Genomic DNA, 17038 nt, shown 5'->3' on the forward strand with positions numbered 1-17038 from the left:
TTGACGTTTTCCATGGCTTCCTGGGCCGGTTCCTTGAGGTCCTGGACCATGTCCTTGGCGGCGTCGGTGACCTGGGTGGCCAGGGGCTGCGCGGCGGTCTTGAGCTGGTCGGCCGCTTCGCGTTCCTTTTGGCTGGCCGGGATCAGGGACGAGACGAGCATCCCGGCGCCGAACGCGATCAGGCCCGCGGCCAGGGGGTTGCCCTGGGTTTTGGCTTTGACCTGGTCCGGTGCGTGGGAGATCGCGGTGCCGGCGTCGCTGAGTTTGGCCGCGGCGGTGTCCTTGGCCCCGTGGAGGGTGTCGCCGGTGCTGTGCAGGGCGTTGCCGGTGTGTTCGGTGCCGGTGTGGACCCTGTCCTGGACCCGGGTGGTGGCGGTGTCTGCTGCTCCCATGATTTTCTCCTTGACCCCTGTGACAGCGCCTTTGACCTTGTCGGTCTGGCGGTGGACGATGTTGGACGGGGTGACCTTGTCCGCGACGGCGTCCACGTTGGTGCCCAGGCGTGCGCGGGTGGCTTCTATGTCTGAACGGATTGCGTCCGGGTTATCGCTCATCGGTTTACCTCACCTGGTTTTAGGGTTGGGGGGATTTCGGACAGTGTTTCGCCGGTCTGGGGCATGCCCTTGATCTGCTTGAGTTCCTTGCGTCCGATCGAGGCCAGGACCGCGGCGATGATGCCCCAGATCACGGCGACGATCACGGCGGCCCAGCCCAGCGGCATCAGGGCGCCCAGGGCGAACATCAGCGCCAGGGACAGGAAGACCAGGACGAAGTGTCCGGCCACGCCGGCGCCGCCGAGCATCCCGGCGCCCTTTCCTGCCTTGGTTGCGGACTGCTTGGCTTCGGCCTTGGCGAGTTCCACTTCCTGGCGCATCAGGGTGGACAGGTCCCGGGTCACATCACCCAGCAGCTCACCCAGCGACGCGATATCCGCCTTCTGATGCGCCTCACTCGGGGGCATCTCCGGTATCTGACTACTCACAGCTGGCGTCCTTCCGTTGACCGGTACGTGCCGTCTGCAGCGTGGTAGCTGCCGTCCTCATCGCGGTAGGGGTCATCCTCGAAGCGGAGGGGGGTATCTTCCGTAGTGCCGGAGGGCAGCGTCGAGGTGGAGACCGGCGCCCGGGAGCCCACTACCGGCTCCGTGAAGAGGTCGTCAGTGCCGGCGGCATAGACGGTCTCCTGCCGCAGCGGAGCAACCCCGGGCTGCACGGACCGCTGCGAGGGCGAGCCCTGGACCGAGGATTGGGACTCGGTGGCGCCTGCGGCAAGGCCGCGGGTCAGGCGGCCGGCCAGCACGCCGGCTCCTGCTGCAAGGAGCAGGAAGGTGCCCGGGCGGTTGCGGGCGAAGCGCTGGACCTCGCCGAGCAGGTCGCCCGGCTGCTTGTTTTCAAGCCAGGAGGCAACGGTCTCGGTGCTGCTGGCGGCCTGCCGGATGAGGTCGCTGGCCACGCCCTGCTGCTCAGGAGCGTTAGCCATGCTCTGCAGCTGGCTGGAAATGGTGCGAATACCCTCGGCCGCCTTCTGCTGCTGGGTGCCTGCCTGGCTGCTCAGCCCGGACTTCGCCTGGTTCAGCAGGTCCTGGGCGCTGGACTTCGCCTCGTACGCAACGTTGGCCGCTTCTTCCTTTGCCGTCTGGGCTACACCCTGGGCTGCCGATGCCGCCTGGCCGGCCACGTTCGAAGCTTCTTCCTTGGCCGCCTGGGTCTTTGACGTTCCGGATCCAGCCGGAACGGTTCCAGCCGGGGCGGCGGAGGTGGTGAAGCTCTGGTCAGGTCCTACCTCTGATGCGCCGAACGGATCGGTCGCAGCGGTGTTGGGGGTCTGGGGCCATTGGTTCTCTGTCATCGGGCTCTCTTTCCATGAAGGGTTAGCTGGCGATCAAGAACCAGCAGTGCTGGCGGTTAGTAAGCAAGGTTACTAATTAGATACTAAGCACACTTTCCTTTTGATGCGCAAGGGGCAAGTGAAGATGTCCGTCCTGTTCAGGCGCCGTTGCGGCGATGGATAGTAAGCCTACTTGCGAATATGATGCTAAGCATGCTTATTGTAGGTAGGTAGCAACGGAGGCAACCCCCGCACTTTTCCACCTACAGGAAGGCCGCGGCCGATGACCAGCAATCCCGATCCGGATGCCCGGAACAGCTACCGCCTCATCACTCTGGCGGCGCGCCTGGTTCAACGGCGCCAGGATGACGCGTTGGCCCACCTGGGCCTGACGAGGGCTGCCGTGATCGCCCTGGAAGGATTGGCTGCCGGACCGCTGAACCAGGAGCAGTTGGCGGAAGCAGTCCGCGTCCAGAGCCAGACGCTGGGCCGGGTACTCACGCGGCTGGAAGCTTCGGGGCATATCACCCGGACCCGGCACGCCGCAGACCGCCGGCAATTGAAAGTGGAGCTGACAGACCATGGGCACGCAGCCCTGGAGGCCGCCCGGGCGGCCGAAATCAATGCCTATCCGGATGATCCCGGCATTGCCTGGAAGGTGCTGCGGGAGGAACTGTCGAAATTCGTCAAGGCGCTGCCGGCGGGCCACGATCCTGAAGTTGTACCGTTTGTGGCGCCCGAACACCGTTCTGTGCGCCGTCAGCACACGGGTCGCGGCGGCCGGCGCGGACCGGATCAGCATCAGGACTGGGACCAGGATTCCCAGTCCTGAATAGAACGCAGTGGTTAAACGCCGATGGTTGAGCCTGTCGAAACCCGGCTCGGTTTCGATAGGCTCAACCACGGTTTAGAGTGTCTATCCCTGGCCTTCCTGATCTTCCCCGAGCAGGCCGCGCTGGGCGAGATCGGCCTCTTCTGATGCCTCCGGGGGCAGTGGGTCGGTGGCCGGCGGAACGTCGCCAGGCGCGTAGTCGGCAAGGCCCGCTGCTACCCGCTCCTGCTCGGCTGCCGCCTCATAAGCGTCGTCGTCGATATTTTCAGGCATTTTTCCATGGCCCGTCCGGGTGGGCTGGGGGAGTGCGTCCTCCTCCGGGATGATCAGTCCTGGTACGGCGTCAGGGTTTTCATTTGCTGTAGTCACGATTTCACCTTCCGATCACTAACTTTCGCGGGTGGCAAAGCGAATTTGCTCACGACGACGCAGGCGCGGCTGGTCCCGTCGGCCAGCGAAGCAGGGCGGCAACGTCCACGCCCTCCGGCAGGACAGGGCCGGGAACCAGCAGGACGCGTGCATCTGTCAGGGCGGCCGCCCGCAAAAGTGCTGCAGGTGCCGGAACCTTCCCCAGGACGTTGGCCGCCAGGGATTCCTCCTCGGCGGTGGCGATCCACGGTTCTGCGTCGAGGGCCAGCAGGGTCCGCTCGGTCAGGGCTGCATCGTTCAGGATCAGCACGTCCACCTGTGCCTGCTGAAGCGCATGCACAACGGCACCGATCCCGGTGGCGGACTCGGGGTTGGCCTGCCCCTCCTGCATGGCCAGCCGGTCCATGACCTCCTGCTGCTCTGCTGCCCAGAGTTCGGCGACCCGCTGGTTGACCTGGTCATCAAGGAGGGCGTCATCGGCACCCTGTGTGTGGGTGTGCGAGTCAACCACCGATACCAGGTCCTGGCTGGCCTTCGAGAGCTGCTCCTGGACCAGGCCGCGCGCCCGGATATCCCCGGCCAGGACAATCAGCCGGGCGCCACTCTCGGCCACCACCCGGTCAATTTCACCGGCAACCTCATCCGCGTTCCGTCGCCAGACGTCCTCGGTGTGGTGCTGGAACCGCAGGTGCGCCCAGCCCCCGCCCTGGAACTTGCTCACATGCTCGGTTTCGCCCTGGACTTCCCGGGTGCTGTCAGGAGCGCCGGCACCTGCGTGGTACAGCCTGATTTCGCCGTGCTCCCGGCTGACCTCGGCAACAACATAGGGAAGGTCTTCGGGCCGGTGTTTCACCAGCGGCAGCAGGTCAGGGATGGGGTCCACCGAAATCCGCTCCGGCAGTACGCGGTCTCCCGCGAGGACTTCATTGATCTCCGCCTTGCCCTGATGGACCAGGACGAACCTTGAGACCGGGGCAGGAATCCCGGCTTCGGGCTGGAGCGACTGTTCCACCGCGTCAAGGTCGGCAGCGGACGCTCCCTGGGCCTCCAGCTGGGCGCGTGCGTTGCCTGGGCGGACGTCGGCCGCTTCGAGGGTATCCACTGTCCCGGTGCCGGCATCCACGTAGGCCGTGCACCAGGGGCCGGGCAGCTTGTACAGATCCGCGTATTCCTTCAGGCTGCCGGTCACTGTTCCCCCTCCTCATCGTCGAGGGGGTCCGGTGATGCCACGGGATTCAGGGCTTCGCGGACCTCATTGGGATCCGTGTCGTCCGGGAACGGCTCGGTCTCCCGCCATTCCTCCGCGTGTGCCGGCTGGTTGCCGCGGACCACCCCTTGGGTTTCGTGCTGCATCTGGTCATCCAGCTCGGAGTTGTGCTTGGTGTTGCCTCGTTCAGCCATGACGATCTCCTTCGCGCGTGATTAGTATCACAGGCTTACTAGTTCGTCATTTCACCGTAGCACCAAGATGCAGGGGGCTAAAGAGGGAATTTCGGGGGCAGTTCCTATGCCGAGCAGGCGTCCCTCAAGGCCTTGACCGAGCCTTCCGGCACCTGGTCCCCGGCCGCCGCAATCTCGCCCAACGGCGTCGTAATTTCCGTGGGCACACCCGCTGTCCGGGCAGCGGAAACCAACCCTGCCAGCACCTGCTTGTCCTCCACGCTGACCAAGCCATCATCGATGACGGTACAGATTTGCCGCTTCACTTCGTCGGCGGCAGCGGTGGCGACTTTGGACGCAGCATCACTTGCTGCGTTGCTTGCCGCTTCCTCCACGGCACCACAGCCGGCAAGCAGCAGCATCAGGGGGACGGCGGACAGGGCGGCAAGGCGGCGTTTCATCTGTCCAGCCTAACCCTTGGTGCGCCGGGGGACCGGCGCGGGTGAACGGCTCAGCGGGCGCTGGAGGCGGGTACGCCCAGGATGCTGTCCAGCAGCGCGTTGCGGAACTTGCCCTCAGGATCGTGGGCCGACGCGAGGGAACGGAAGGCTGCGAAGCGGGGATAGAGCTGCTCCCAGTCGTGGCCCTCCGGCGAGAACAGCTTCCCCCAGTGCGGCCTGGCACCGAAGGGCCGCAGCAGGTCCTCGAGCTCCGGCAGGACGGCCTCGACCTCCGGCTGCAGCGGCTTCCACGTGAAGTGCAGCGCCACGCTCTGCTGCCGGTAGAAGGGGCTGAGCCAGAACTCGTCCGCGGCGCCCGTGCGGATCTCCGAAACGAAGAGCAAGGGCGCCAGCCTGTCCGCGATGCTGCGCACAGCCTCTATTGCGGCCGGTGCATGCTCCAGCGGCAGGATGAACTCGCTTTGCAGCTCCTCGCCCTTGCTCGGGGTGAACTCGTGGCGGAAGTGCGGCAGCCGGTCAAGCCACAGGCCGGGCTCATCCATCTGGAGCGTGCAGTTCTCGGCTGACATGTCCGGCAGGGGGTGCCGGGGCGTGAGGGCGGCGGTTGCGCCGAACAGGTCCGCCAGCGCGGGCTCTTCATCCAATGCCTTGAACCAGGCCTGGCTAATGGATTGCCCGGAGTAGTTGGTAAAGAGGCTCACGCTGTAGGCGCCGGACACGAGGTCATTGAAGCTTTCCAGGGCACGGCCCCATGGCAGGTCCACCAGAACCCGCTGGCGCATCCGGAAGCTGGGGCGGACTGCGAGTTCCAGGCCGGTGACGATGCCCAGGGCACCCACGCCCACCACGCTTGCCAGGAACTCGTCCCCGTCCGCGCGGGACAACCGCACCTGTTCGCCCGAGGGCCTCACCAGTTCGATGGCTTCAACGGCGCCCGCCAGGGACTGGTTGTCCACGCCGGAGCCGTGGGTTCCGGTCTGCACTGCCCCGGCCACCGAGATGTGCGGCAGCGAGGCAAGGTTGTGAATTGCGGCGCCGGACTGCTCCAGGGTGCGGCACAGGGCACCGTAGCTCACGCCGCCACTGACCCGGACCGTCCCCTTGGCTGAATCGAGGTCGATCTGCTGCGGCAGGGCATCCAGCAGGATGTGCACGCCGTCGGTATCCCCCACCCGGTTGAAGGAGTGCCGGGAACCCAGCGCCTTCACGCGCGATGAGCGGGCCACCACCTCGGCGAGCTCAGCCACGGACTCCGGCCGCCGGACGTCGGCTGAGGCGTATTCAAGGTTTCCTGCCCAGTTCTTCATTCGGTCGGCTTTCCGCTTGGGGTCGAATTGGCTCCCCTTACTGTCAGCGCTAACAAATGCGCTGTCAAGGCGAGCCCGGGACTGGAACGGGATCACGCACCTCTGACCAGTAGTTTCTCGTCGGGTTTTGTGAGGGAGCGGCCAGTACCCGGCAGGGTACTGGCCGCTCCTGCTAGTGCTTTTGCTCCGGGCCCGGCGCGTCCTTCCTGGCCCAGTGCCCGGGGCGGGAAAGCATGCGCGGCAGCCGCGTGGCCCAGGTGCCCCGGGCTGAGGTGACCTGCGCCTGGGTGAGGAAGAGCGCGCCGGAGAGGTCGGCGTCGTCGAGCCTGGCATCGCGGAGGTCGGCACCCAGCAGGTCCACGTCCGTGAGGTCCGCGCCCCGCAGGTCGGCGGCGATGAGGCAGGCCCCGCGGAGGTCTGCCCCGCACAACTGCCCGCCGCGGAAGTTGGCACCTGCCAGGTCTGCACCGGGCCGCAGACCTGTGCCAGTGCTGTTTTCCCCGCCGAAATAGCCGGCCCGGACCTCCTCGCTGACCTCGCGCAACATCCCGCCCGTGCGCTGATGGAGGGACTCGAGGTCAAGGTCCAGCAGGTCCTCCACGGGGCCGTCGGCCGCGGCCTGGAGGATAGAGCGCAGCCGGTGGACCTCGTCCGCGAAGTCCGGGCTGAATGTCCGTGCCTCAGCCTCGGCAAGGTGCCAGAGCATTTCGTGCAGCTGCTTCATGGTTTTGAAGGAAGCGAACATGGCCTGCTGGGACTCCGGCGCCTCCAGCCAGCTGATGCCGTTGAACAGGCGCTGGCTGACCGCCTGGCCGGCACCGAAGCAGTCAAAGACGGTACAGCCGCGGAAGCCCCTGGGCAGGAGCCGGTCATGGATGGTGCAGGAAAAGTCCGTGGCCAGGTTGGGGCACGGTGCGGCGGGCGGCTTGTCGATGGCGAAGTCGGCCGAGCGGGTAAATCCGAAGGCGGTGCAGCAGAGCGCGAAGCAGCTGGAGCAGTCAGGGCGCAGCGCATCCTGTTCGAGGATGGGTGCAGCTGTGCCGGGGGTTGGGTGGGCGTTCATGGGGTCTCCCGAAAGTGGTTCCGATGCTGGTGCGGGGAGGAGGGGAACCCGTGGTCGGGTTCCCCTCCCGGGCACGCGGAATCACCGCTCCGGTGGGGAGCGACGGGAACTGCGGAAGGCTGTGGGTCACAGGCAGGATGGGAAAGTCACTGCCACCAGCGTAGCCTCTTGCGCAGCCGGCCGTCAGGCCTCTTCAGCCTCTTCCGGGGACGTGGTGCGGGGCGGCGGGACACGGCGCGTGCCGGTGGCCTCAAAGGCCGCGGCCAGCTGCAGCAGGTCGGTGTCGCTGTAGGCCCTGCCGGCCAGGGTGAGGCCCACGGGCATGGCGATGTCCGCTGCCATTCCCAGGGGAACGGTGACGGTGGGGATGCCCAGGTGACGGGGAACCAGGTTCCCGTTCGCCACCCATACCCCGTTGCGCCACGCGAGGTCGGCGGATGCCTCGTTGCGGTCCGCGTCGGCGGGCGCCACGTCGGCAACCGCCGGGAACACAACAGCGTCCAGGCCCAGGCCGTCCATCCACTCTTCGAGGTCCACGCGGCGGGTTTCTTCAAGTCCGTTGAGCCCGTCATTGAGATGCGGGATGTCCGTCAGGGACGGGACCCCCTCCCTCTGGATCCAGGCGGGATAGTCGCTGATGTCGTCGTCGAACCCGTGATAGCGGTCCGGCAGCGATCCGTCCGGCGCGGGGAAGATCGCGGCGCCGTCGACGTCGGCCAGGCGACTCAGGTGCGGATCGCCGTTGGCGTCGAGGAAGTCGTTCCATGCCCAGGCGGACAGGTCCACGATTTCGCGGCGCAGGTACTCGGGCGGGACCAGGCCGCGGGTGGCGATGGTGGGCGCGCCGGGACGGTCGCCTTCGTAGTTCGAGACCACGGGGAAGTCCACCTCGATGACCTCTGCCCCGGCGGCTTCAAGGTCCTGCCTTGCCGCGTTCCACAGCCCGATGATGGAGGCGCGTGTCCGGATGCGCTGCCCGGTGGGTCCGCCGATGCCGGGACTGCTTGCCGTACCGGCGTCCGGGTCCGCGTTGATGTACATCCTCGGAACGCCCACGCGCTTACCGGCCAGCACGCGGACAGCTGCGGCCCGGTCCGGAACCGCCAGTTCCACGTAGGAGTCAGGGCGGATTTCGGATGCCTTGGGGAGCGGGACCCAGGGCTGGACGCGCCAGAAATCGCCGCGGGTTTCGGCGTCGTCCGCCACCACCACGTCCAGGACTTCCAGCATGTCGTCCATCGTCCGGGTGTGCGGAACCACCACGTCCATGGTGGGGACCAGCGGCCAGTTGCCGCGGACGGAGATCACGCCCCGTGACGGGGTGTAGGCGCAGAGGTCATTGTTCGACGCCGGCGCACGGCCGGATGACCAGGTTTCCTCCGCGAGGCCGAAGGCTGCGAAGCTGGCCGCGGTGGCTGTTCCGGACCCGTTCGAGGACCCTGAGGCGAAGGCGGCCGTAAGGTAGTCCGCGTTGTACGGGCTTTCCGCCCGGCCGTATACCCCGCGCTGCATGCCGCCGTTGGCCATGGGCGGCATGTTGGTCAGCCCGATGAGGACGGCACCCCCGGCCCGCAGCCGTTCGACGGTGAAGGCGTCCTTCTGCGCCACGAGGTCCTTGAAGGCGGGGGACCCGGCGGCGACGGTCAGGCCCTTTACCTGGTAGCTGTCCTTGGCGGTGTACGGGATGCCGTCCAGCGGTCCCAGGATGCCGCCCCTGGCCCGGCGCTCATCCGATGCCCTGGCTTCGGCCAGCGCTTCCGGGTTCATCACCACCAGCGCGTTCAGGCATATGCCTGATGAGTCATACTTCTCGATCCGTTGCAGGTAGAGGCGCACCAGCTCCTCGCTGGTCACCTCACCTGCCTCGAGGGCTGCACGAAGCCGGGTGATGCCTGCTTCCACGATATTGAACGGGATCACTCCGGAGCTCCCTTCGGTGCGGGCGCGGGCTGCTGCTGGGTGATGCAGTGGATGCCGCCGCCGAAGGCGAAGATGTCGCGGGCGTCCACCAGCTCCACGGTCCGTCCCGGATAGGCGCGTTCCAGGATGCCGGCGGCGATGGCGTCGTTGGGGTCGTCGAAAGCGCACAGCACCACCGCGTTGTTCGCCACGTAGTGGTTGATGTAGGACCAGTCCACGAAGCCTTCCTCGTCCTGCAGGACGGTGGGTGCGGGGACGTCGATGATCCGAAGGGGACGGCCCTTGGCATCCACCTCACCGGCAAGGACGGAGCGGAGTTCCAGGTAGACCTCATAGTCCGGGTGGGCCGGGTCATCCTGGCGGTGCAGCAGGACGGTGCCCGGGCCGGCGAAGGCGGCCACGATGTCAACGTGCCCGCGCGTGCCGAACTCGTCATAGTCCCGTGTCAGGCCCCGCGGCAGCCAGATGGCCTTGGTGGTGCCCAGGGCTGCGTGGATTTCGGCTTCCACCGATTCCTTCGTGGCTCCGGGGTTGCGTCCCGGATCCAGCTGGACCGTCTCGGTGAGCAGGATGGTGCCCTCGCCGTCCACATGGAAGCCGCCGCCTTCATTGACCAGTGAACTGGGCCGCACCGGAACCCCGGCCTCCGCCGATACTGCCCGGGCCACCTCCTGGTCATTGCCCCAGGCGGCCCACTCCTGCGCACCCCAGCCGTTGAAGATCCAGTCGACGGCGGCCAGAGAGCCGTCCGGCCGGTGGACGAACGTGGGTCCACTGTCACGCAGCCAGGCGTCGTCCAGCGGGACTTCCATCACGGTGATCCCGTCACCCAGCCACTCCCGTGCGGCGGTGGCATCGCGCGGATCGGCCAGGACGGTGACCGGCTCGTAGCGGGCGATGGTGCGGGCTACGTTAGTCCAGGCGGCCCGGGCGCGGTCGAGCGTGGGGCTGCCCACTTCGCCGAAGGTTTCGTTAGGCGGCGGAAAAGCCATCCAGGTGCCGTCATGGGCTTCCCATTCGGCAGGCATGGAGCCGGTGGCAGCCGGATCGAAAGCCGTTGCGGCCTCTGCGGGGGCGGGGGCTGGTTTCATCTGTCTTCCTATGTTCTTTCTGGTTGTTTCCGGCTGCGCTTTATGCGGCTGCGGTGCGGCGGGACGCTGCGGCCGTGCCGGCGTCGTACGCTGTTGTGCCGCCCACTACGGTGAGCCGGGCGTGGTTGGTGAGCAGTTGTGAGGGGTCTGCCTGGAGCGGGTTGGTGTCCAGGACGGTGAAGTCGGCAAGGTAGCCGGCCGCGATCCGGCCCTGCTGCTCCTCGGCCCTGCAGGAGAAGGCGGCGTCGCGGGTGGCATGGCACAACGCCTCAGCGAGCTCCACGGCGTAGTCCGGCAGGTTCGCTTCAAGGGTGGGATCCAGTGCCGAACGCCGGGTGGAGGCGACATACATGTTGGGCAGCGGCTGGTGCGGGGCGGTGGGTGCATCGGTGCTGAAGGCAAGGGTTGCGCCGGCATCCGTGAACTCCGTCCAGGGAAATGCCCGCTCGATGCGGTGGTCGCCAAGAACGTTCCGCCAGTTGTCCTGGATGGCCGGGTCCGCGTGGACCGGCTGCATGGAGGCCACCACCCCGAGGGCGGCCAGCCGCTTCACGTTGGCCTCGGTGACCGTTTCCAGGTGCTCGATGCGGTGCCGCCGGTCCCGCGGACCGTTCCGGAGGTAGGCCTCCTCGAGGGCGTCCAGCGCGATGTCGGAGGCCTCGTCACCGATGGCGTGCAGGGCTATCTGTAGGCCCGCGGCGTCCGCTGCTGCCACCACGGGGGTCAGGGCTTCCCGGTCCCAGATGGGTTCGCAGGTGCTGCCGTCGGCGTACGGTTCCTTCATCGCGGCGGTGCAGCTGTCTATGACGCCGTCCACCATCAGCTTGATGCCGCAGATCTGCAGCCACCCGCCGTCGAGCTCGGCGGCGAGCCATGCTGCCTTCGCCACCTGCGCCAGGTTGTCGGCCTCGGACTCGTGGCGCTCCACCAGGAGGTGTCCCTTGACTCTGATGGGGAGTGTACCGTTCCGGCGTTCCATGGCCCGGCGGAAGGCGGCAAGGTCATCGTCCTGCACGGCCATGTCCACGGCCCCGGTGACACCCGCGGCAAGGTAGTTCGCGAAGGCCTCTTCCAGCTGGGCGTCGCGGTCCTCGTCCGTGAGGTAGCCGGCCAGGGCGGGCCAGACGATCTGCTGGACTGCGGTCTCGTACAGCATGCCGTCGGCCTTCCCGGTGGCCGGGTCGCGGCCGATCCGGCCGCCGATGGGGTCGGGAGTATTGTCATCGATCCCCAGTTCGGCCAGGGCTGCGCTGTTGACCCAGACCGAGTGCAGGTCGTTGGCATCGAGGTAGACGGGACGGTCCGGCACGGCTTCGTCCAGCAGCTCCCGGGTGGGGCGCTGGCCGTCCAGGGAACTGTAGAGCCATCCTGCGCCCAGGATCCGGGGGGCATCGCCGGCGGCAGCGGCTTCGCGGAGGCGGCGCTGCAGATCTTTCGGATCCGCGGCCTCGCGGAGGGGGACCTTCTTCAGGGCCTGGCCCATCATCAGCAGGTGCGTGTGGGCATCGATGAAGCCTGGCAGGACAAAGCCGCCGGCAAGGTCCACTTCAACGGCTTCTTCGCCGGCGGTTTTCCGGGCGTCGGCTTCATGGCCGACGTAAAGGAACCGCGCGCCTTCCACCACGAAGGCCTCCGCAAGGGAGCCGTCGGCGGTGAAGACGGTGGCGTTGGTATAGAGCGTGCGTGCAGGCAAGGGAGTGCTTTCTTTCATAAAGGGGCGGGTCATCAGGCGATGGCTGCTTTGTTGATGTCCGACGGCGGCGCGGCGGCGGCTTCTTCGGTCCGGACGGAGATCCGGGAGATGAGGAGCAGCGGAACCATCAGGACGAGGGTCATCCCGGCCAGGACATAGCCGAGGACGTCGTACCCTGCGGCAGTGGAAACGAAGGTTCCGAAGAACGGCGCGAAGGAGGATCCGATCAGGTAGACGCCGAGCACCGGCGCGGACCAGCGCCCGGAGGCGTCCAGGGCGGCGGCGGTTGCCACGATATAGATGAAGGCCAGGATGTAGATGGTGTTCCAGGCGATGATGACCGCGATGTACAGGTTGGGATCCGTTACGGTTCCGGAAAGCATCTTTAGTGCGGCTCCGGCAATGAGTGCCACGGCCAGCGGTGCGGTCCGTCCGAGCCTGCGCCCGGCGAGTCCCACCAGCCCGGAGGCGAGCAGTCCGCCCAGGGTGGAGAGGCTCAGGACCAGGCCCATGCCGGTCTCGTCGAGCTGCGCCTGGTCGGCTCCCATGGTGGCCGCGACGGCCCACAGGGAGTCCTCGCTGAGTGCCCAGAGGGCGAAGCAGGCCAGCAGGCCGATGCCCGCCAGGGTGGTGGGCTTTGAATTTTTGGCCGGTGCGGAGACTGCCAGCGGCGCGGCGTCGGAACTGGCGGGACGGTCCGGGAGCCAGGCGGTGGTGAAGAGGGCGGCCAGGGCGAGGCCCGCGAGCAGGCCGAAGGCGCTGCCCATGCCTGCGCCCAGCGCGGGAATGATGAACAGGACCACCGAAACGATGGCGCGGTTGGCAAAGCCGCTGATGCCGGAAGCGCGGTCAGGGTTGCGGAGGGCGCCGAGCGCGGCACCGCCTGTCGAAACAGCGCCGCCCGCTCCGAGGCCGCCAATCAGGACGCCGGCGACGACGACGGGTGCGGAAGGAATGAACGCGGCGGCGCCGAAGCCTGCCGCCGTCAGGACGAGTCCGGCGCGGGCCACGGTATACCGCCCGTTCGCGGCAGCCCACTTGGAGGTGAGCAGGCAGGCGACGGCGCAGGCGAGCAGCGAGCCCGTCATCAGCGTGCCCGCCTCTGTATCGGAAAAGCCGAGTTCTCCGGTCAGGGCGACGATCATGACGGGCACCAGGTTGGCGGTCATGAAGCCAACAACACTGATGCCGAATACGGAAACCGCCCTGGTGGCGGTGAGGGGAACGCGCCCTGTGTGGTTATCGTCCGGGGACATGGGCTTCTCCTTGCTGGGATGGAGTGAAGACCGTCACAAAATGAATGGCCTTCATTTATTATGAAGATGCCTTGCCGCCAGCACAAGGGTTTTTGTGAAAGCCTTTCAGAAACTTGCTTTTGTGACCGCCCTAATCCCGGCCAGCAGTGTCTCGAGTCCGAAGGAAAACGCGGTGTCCGAGCGTTCCGCCGGCGACCCGAGGTCGGCAATGGCGGCGGACAGTGCCGGGAATTGCCCCGGCGGGGGAGACCAGACGACGTCCGGCGCAGTGAGTTCCAGCGCCGAACCAAGGACCAGGTAGTCCAGTGCGGTGATGGCCGGGACGATTGCAGGGGTGGCCAGGCCGGCCTTGCCCAGGACGATGGCCATGTCCTCGTAGATGCGCATTACACCGAGGTCCTGCACGGTTTGGGTCACCAGGAGCGGCACCAGCCGGGGGTGGTCCACCAGGCAGTCGCGGTATTTGTGGGCGAGGCTCCGGAGCGCCTCGTCCCAGGGCAGGTACTGGGTATCGAGGGGGTCCCGGGCGGAAAAAACGCGTCCCCGCATCAGCTCGATGATGTGTTCGCGGTTGTCGATGTAGTTGTACAGGGACGCCTGGCTGACCCCGAGTTCCCTTGCCACTTTGGGAAAGCTGAAGTCGCCGGTGGCGTCCACCAGGGAGAGGGCGGCGCCAACGATGGCGTCGACGGAAAGGAGCGGGGATCGGGGGCGCGGCATGTGGACTCCTCGGCAGGTGGTCCGTTCAATCTAGCTGGCAGTTGTCCGCTCCACCGCCGCCAGGATGGCCCGGGCAAGTTCCGCGGGCTTGGTGAACTGGGGCCAGTGGCCGGTGGGCAGGTCCACGTACTCCACATCGCGGACGCGGGCCAGTTCGGCAACAAACGGGTGGCCGGCTGCGATCCATTCCTGAAGCATGGCGGAGGGGAACTCGCACGCGATGATGGTGGCCGGCACCTCGTAGCGGCGTTCGTCGTGGAGGTGCTGCTGGTCGTAGGCAACGCCTTTGGGCTGGGGAATGGCACGCGCACGGAATGCGTCGCGGAGCCGGTCATCGAGGTCCACCAGGTCGGCGTCCTCGAACCCTTCCCACGGCGGCAGCGGGACGTCGTCCCCGTCGGCCGGCAGTTCATCATTGATGACCCCGCCCTCGCCAAGGGGGCCGCTGTCCACGTAGATGGCCCGTTCCACCTTGTTTGGCCGGGCGTCCACCACGGCATGGATGATGGCGCCGCCGCCCGAGTGTCCCACCAGGACCACCTTTCCCTCGATGCCATCCACGGCAGCCGTGACGGCAACGACGTGCTGGTGGAGGCCGATCCCGGCGCGGTTGGCGTCCACGCTTTCAAGCCCCGGCAAAGTCAGGGGATGCGTGCGGTGTCCTGCGGCCTCGAGCGCCGGCGTCACCTCCTCCCAGGAGGAAGCGTCCAACCAGAAGCCGGGAACCAGGATGATGTCCATGACGGAACCCTACTCCGGCCGGCCCAAGGCCGCCCACGGTCCATCGAATCCGGACTGCGGCAAAGCAGGGGTTCCGCGAGATCACGGGCAGCAGTAAAGTCCGGAAGTAGTCCGCGAAACTCACCTCCACCGCCAGCTGAGAGAGCACCACATGAGCACTTCCTCCCCGGCCAGCCCGGACACACCGGTCAAACGCGAAACCTTCTCCTCCCGCCGGCTCTTCATCCTGTCCGCTATCGGTTCCGCCGTGGGCCTCGGCAACATCTGGCGCTTCCCGTACATTGCCTACGACAACGGCGGCGGCGCGTTCCTGATCCCCCTACCTGGTGGCGCTGTTGTCGGCCGGCATTCCGCTGCTCTTCCTGGACTACGCCGTTGGGCACAAATTCCGCGGTTCCGCCCCGCTGGCCTACCGGCGGCTCCATCGTGCCGCGGAGCCACTGGGCTGGTGGCAGGTGCTCGTCTGTTTCGTGATTGCGGCCTACTACGCGGTGATCATCGCGTGGGCACTGATGTACACCATCTTTTCTTTCACGGAGGCTTGGGGTGATGACGCCGAAGGCTTCTTCTTCGGCAACTTCCTGGCAGTGGCCGAGGCGCCTGGCCTCGGATTCGAGTTCGTCCCGTCAGTGTTCTTTCCGCTGCTGCTGATCTGGGCGGCGGTCATCCTCATCATGGTTGCCGGGATCCGCAAGGGCATTTCCCGTGCAAACGCCGTCCTGCTGCCGCTGCTGGTGGTGATGTTCGTCCTCCTGGTGATCCAGGCGCTGTTCCTCCCAGGGGCAGCCGAAGGCCTCAACGCTTTCTTCACTCCCGACTGGTCCGCGCTCGCCGACCCGTCCGTATGGGCTGCAGCCTACGGGCACATCTTCTTCTCGCTCTCCGTGGGCTACGGGATCATGGTCACCTATTCGTCCTACCTGAAGCGCAGGACGGACCTCACCGGCTCAGGCATGGTGGTTGCGTTCTCCAATTCCGGATTCGAGATCCTGGCAGGCATCGGTGTCTTTGCCGCCCTTGGTTTTATGGCCCAGGCGGCGGGGACCGGAGTGAACGACGTGGTGACCCAGGGAATCGGCCTGGCCTTCGTCGCCTTCCCCACTATCGTGTCGCAGGCGCCCTTTGGAGCGGTCATGGGCGTGCTGTTCTTCGGATCACTGGTCTTCGCGGGAATCACGTCCCTGATTTCCGTGCTCGAAGTCATCGTTGCCGCCGTGCAGGACAAGCTCGGCTGGGGCCGGGTCAAGGCCTCCCTGGTGGTCAGCATCCTGGTGGCCGCCGTTTCACTGGCATTCTTTCCGACCGCGACCGGCCTGTACCTGCTGGACACCTCCGACGCGTTCGTCAACAGCTTCGGGATCACCCTCGGCGCCTTGGTCACAGTAGTGGTGCTTGCCTGGTTCCTGCGCAAGCTCCCGCTGCTGTCCGCCCACCTGAACCGGATCTCCACTGTCAAGATGCGCGGGACGTGGATGGTGCTGGTGGCAGCTGTTGTGCCGCTGGCGCTGATCTACATGGTGGCCAACGAGTTCATCAGCAAGATCTCCACCACCTACGAGGGGTATCCGGAGTGGTTTGTGGGCGTGTTTGGCTGGGGTATGTCCGGGGCGCTTGTGCTGGTGGCGCTGGTGCTGACCTTCATCCCCTGGAGCCGCAGGTCCAAGGCGCATGACGATCCCGAGTATGACGCCCTGGTGGAGGAAGACGCAAAGGAGGCAGCGCTGTGACACCCATCGCCATCACCATGATGATCATTGCGATCGTGACCGTCTGGGGTGGGCTCGCGCTGGCGCTGCTCAACCTGAAGCGGCACCAGGAGGATGAGGGTGCCCTGCCGGAAGAGCCGGCGCGGGAACTCTAGGCAGCGCTGGCGGACATGGCCCGTGGTGCAGGGCAGGCCTGAAGAGGACAATGCAACGCATCAGTTGAAAATCCTCCAGGAATCAGGTCCAGGCCGTGGCAGAAACAAGCTTCAATGAGAACGTGGTCAATCGGCTGATTGCATGCCTCAATAACCGCCGCGTTGAGGTCATGGACGAGCTGTTCCATGACGATGCGGTGATGCACTGGCCGCAGTCCGGGGAAGTTGTTCGGGGCGCGGAGAACCGCAGGGAAATCTATAACGCCTTCCCGCAGTTGCCCACCATCACGCCGCGGCGGATGCTCAGTGGTGGAAACCTGGTGATCGCCGAAGCGCTGCTGGATTACGGCGGACCGCAGTACGAGACGGTGTTCATCTTTGAATTTCGCGACGGCCGCATTGCCAGGGAAACGGCGTACTGGAGTGAGGCCTTCGAGGCGCCTGAATGGCGGTCCCAGTGGGTTGAAAAGGCGTAGCAGGGACCGCAGACTGCGGCGCCCTGCAGTCTGCAGGACGC

18 protein-coding genes and 1 pseudogene are annotated in these 17038 nt (G+C 66.4%); 4 read left to right on the forward strand and 15 right to left on the reverse strand.

Going from position 1 to position 17038, the window contains the following annotated elements:
• From DXK94_RS10185 to DXK94_RS10195, 3 genes are all read right to left on the reverse strand, one after another.
• The coding region (locus DXK94_RS10185; RefSeq protein WP_147294370.1) for a DUF3618 domain-containing protein at positions 1-554 on the reverse strand (554 nt) is incomplete at its 3' end.
• A complete protein-coding gene (locus tag DXK94_RS10190; RefSeq protein WP_115524885.1) occupies positions 551-961 on the reverse strand; it encodes a phage holin family protein in 411 nt (136 codons plus the stop codon). The genes DXK94_RS10190 and DXK94_RS10185, both read right to left, overlap by 4 nt.
• A gap of 17 nt (positions 962-978) precedes the next feature.
• Entirely contained in the window at positions 979-1848 is an 870-nt protein-coding gene (locus DXK94_RS10195; protein ID WP_115524886.1) for a hypothetical protein, read from the reverse strand.
• A 262-nt stretch (positions 1849-2110) separates the two neighbouring features.
• Here DXK94_RS10195 and DXK94_RS10200 point away from each other — a divergent pair, with 262 nt between their 5' ends.
• Positions 2111-2659: a MarR family winged helix-turn-helix transcriptional regulator gene (locus DXK94_RS10200; protein ID WP_115524887.1), complete on the forward strand. Its 549-nt coding sequence runs from the start codon at positions 2111-2113 to the stop codon at positions 2657-2659.
• 84 nt (positions 2660-2743) lie between these two features.
• Here DXK94_RS10200 and DXK94_RS10205 read toward each other — a convergent pair whose 3' ends face one another.
• The 12 genes from DXK94_RS10205 to DXK94_RS10260 all read right to left on the reverse strand — a co-directional run bounded on the left by DXK94_RS10205 (position 2744) and on the right by DXK94_RS10260 (position 14660).
• Entirely contained in the window at positions 2744-3028 is a 285-nt protein-coding gene (locus tag DXK94_RS10205) for a hypothetical protein (protein ID WP_115524888.1), read from the reverse strand.
• 49 nt (positions 3029-3077) lie between these two features.
• The gene (locus DXK94_RS10210) at positions 3078-4217 is read right to left on the reverse strand and encodes a Vms1/Ankzf1 family peptidyl-tRNA hydrolase (protein ID WP_115524889.1); all 1140 of its coding nucleotides are present in this window, start codon (positions 4215-4217) and stop codon (positions 3078-3080) included.
• On the reverse strand, positions 4214-4429 hold the full coding sequence (locus tag DXK94_RS10215) for a hypothetical protein (RefSeq protein WP_079599057.1): 216 nt from the start codon (positions 4427-4429) through the stop codon (positions 4214-4216). Before DXK94_RS10215 ends, DXK94_RS10210 begins: the two co-directional genes overlap by 4 nt.
• 104 nt (positions 4430-4533) lie before the next feature.
• Positions 4534-4869, reverse strand: a complete 336-nt coding sequence (locus DXK94_RS10220) for a hypothetical protein (RefSeq protein WP_079599056.1) — start codon at positions 4867-4869, stop codon at positions 4534-4536.
• Positions 4870-4919: 50 nt separating this feature from the next.
• Positions 4920-6176 carry a D-arabinono-1,4-lactone oxidase gene (locus DXK94_RS10225; RefSeq protein ID WP_115524890.1) on the reverse strand — a complete coding sequence of 419 codons (1257 nt, stop codon included), beginning with the start codon at positions 6174-6176 and terminating at the stop codon, positions 4920-4922.
• Between the two features lie 172 nt (positions 6177-6348).
• Positions 6349-7239 carry a pentapeptide repeat-containing protein gene (locus tag DXK94_RS10230; protein ID WP_115524891.1) on the reverse strand — a complete coding sequence of 297 codons (891 nt, stop codon included), beginning with the start codon at positions 7237-7239 and terminating at the stop codon, positions 6349-6351.
• Between the two features lie 183 nt (positions 7240-7422).
• Entirely contained in the window at positions 7423-9159 is a 1737-nt protein-coding gene (locus DXK94_RS10235; protein ID WP_181884794.1) for an amidase, read from the reverse strand.
• Positions 9156-10250 (reverse strand): agmatine/peptidylarginine deiminase, encoded by a 1095-nt coding sequence (locus tag DXK94_RS10240; RefSeq protein ID WP_181884795.1) that lies wholly within the window; start codon positions 10248-10250, stop codon positions 9156-9158. Before DXK94_RS10240 ends, DXK94_RS10235 begins: the two co-directional genes overlap by 4 nt.
• Positions 10251-10290: 40 nt before the next feature.
• Complete coding sequence (locus DXK94_RS10245; RefSeq protein WP_309544316.1) at positions 10291-11943, reverse strand: amidohydrolase; 1653 nt, start codon at positions 11941-11943, stop codon at positions 10291-10293.
• Between the two features lie 32 nt (positions 11944-11975).
• The gene (locus DXK94_RS10250) at positions 11976-13199 is read right to left on the reverse strand and encodes an MFS transporter (RefSeq protein ID WP_115524892.1); all 1224 of its coding nucleotides are present in this window, start codon (positions 13197-13199) and stop codon (positions 11976-11978) included.
• A 105-nt stretch (positions 13200-13304) separates the two neighbouring features.
• A complete protein-coding gene (locus tag DXK94_RS10255) occupies positions 13305-13919 on the reverse strand; it encodes a TetR/AcrR family transcriptional regulator (protein WP_115524893.1) in 615 nt (204 codons plus the stop codon).
• Positions 13920-13949: 30 nt separating this feature from the next.
• Entirely contained in the window at positions 13950-14660 is a 711-nt protein-coding gene (locus DXK94_RS10260; RefSeq protein WP_115524894.1) for an alpha/beta fold hydrolase, read from the reverse strand.
• A 151-nt stretch (positions 14661-14811) separates the two neighbouring features.
• Here DXK94_RS10260 and DXK94_RS10265 point away from each other — a divergent pair.
• The 3 genes and pseudogenes from DXK94_RS10265 (at position 14812) to DXK94_RS10275 (ending at position 16997) form a co-directional block, all read left to right on the forward strand.
• Positions 14812-16387, forward strand: a pseudogene (locus DXK94_RS10265) (sodium-dependent transporter).
• Complete coding sequence (locus DXK94_RS10270; protein ID WP_115524895.1) at positions 16384-16521, forward strand: methionine/alanine import family NSS transporter small subunit; 138 nt, start codon at positions 16384-16386, stop codon at positions 16519-16521. The pseudogene DXK94_RS10265 and the gene DXK94_RS10270 overlap by 4 nt, the downstream one beginning before the upstream one ends.
• A 95-nt stretch (positions 16522-16616) precedes the next feature.
• Positions 16617-16997, forward strand: a complete 381-nt coding sequence (locus tag DXK94_RS10275; RefSeq protein ID WP_258868515.1) for a nuclear transport factor 2 family protein — start codon at positions 16617-16619, stop codon at positions 16995-16997.
• The last annotated feature ends 41 nt before the right edge of the window (positions 16998-17038 follow it).

The organism is Arthrobacter sp. RT-1 (genome assembly GCF_003367205.1).
Lineage (GTDB): Bacteria > Actinomycetota > Actinomycetes > Actinomycetales > Micrococcaceae > Arthrobacter.

What these genes read in the sequence shown, in the direction of transcription:
- DXK94_RS10195 (WP_115524886.1), bottom strand. Translation starts at nt 1,848, where the DNA reads ATGACAGAGAACCAATGGCCCCAGACCCCCAACACCGCTGCGACCGAT.
- DXK94_RS10220 (WP_079599056.1), bottom strand. Translation starts at nt 4,869, where the DNA reads ATGAAACGCCGCCTTGCCGCCCTGTCCGCCGTCCCCCTGATGCTGCTG.
- DXK94_RS10225 (WP_115524890.1), bottom strand. Translation starts at nt 6,176, where the DNA reads ATGAAGAACTGGGCAGGAAACCTTGAATACGCCTCAGCCGACGTCCGG.
- DXK94_RS10250 (WP_115524892.1), bottom strand. Translation starts at nt 13,199, where the DNA reads ATGTCCCCGGACGATAACCACACAGGGCGCGTTCCCCTCACCGCCACC.
- DXK94_RS10255 (WP_115524893.1), bottom strand. Translation starts at nt 13,919, where the DNA reads ATGCCGCGCCCCCGATCCCCGCTCCTTTCCGTCGACGCCATCGTTGGC.
- DXK94_RS10200 (WP_115524887.1), top strand. Translation starts at nt 2,111, where the DNA reads ATGACCAGCAATCCCGATCCGGATGCCCGGAACAGCTACCGCCTCATC.
- DXK94_RS10190 (WP_115524885.1), bottom strand. Translation starts at nt 961, where the DNA reads ATGCCCCCGAGTGAGGCGCATCAGAAGGCGGATATCGCGTCGCTGGGT.
- DXK94_RS10215 (WP_079599057.1), bottom strand. Translation starts at nt 4,429, where the DNA reads ATGGCTGAACGAGGCAACACCAAGCACAACTCCGAGCTGGATGACCAG.
- DXK94_RS10230 (WP_115524891.1), bottom strand. Translation starts at nt 7,239, where the DNA reads ATGAACGCCCACCCAACCCCCGGCACAGCTGCACCCATCCTCGAACAG.
- DXK94_RS10260 (WP_115524894.1), bottom strand. Translation starts at nt 14,660, where the DNA reads ATGGACATCATCCTGGTTCCCGGCTTCTGGTTGGACGCTTCCTCCTGG.
- DXK94_RS10240 (WP_181884795.1), bottom strand. Translation starts at nt 10,250, where the DNA reads ATGAAACCAGCCCCCGCCCCCGCAGAGGCCGCAACGGCTTTCGATCCG.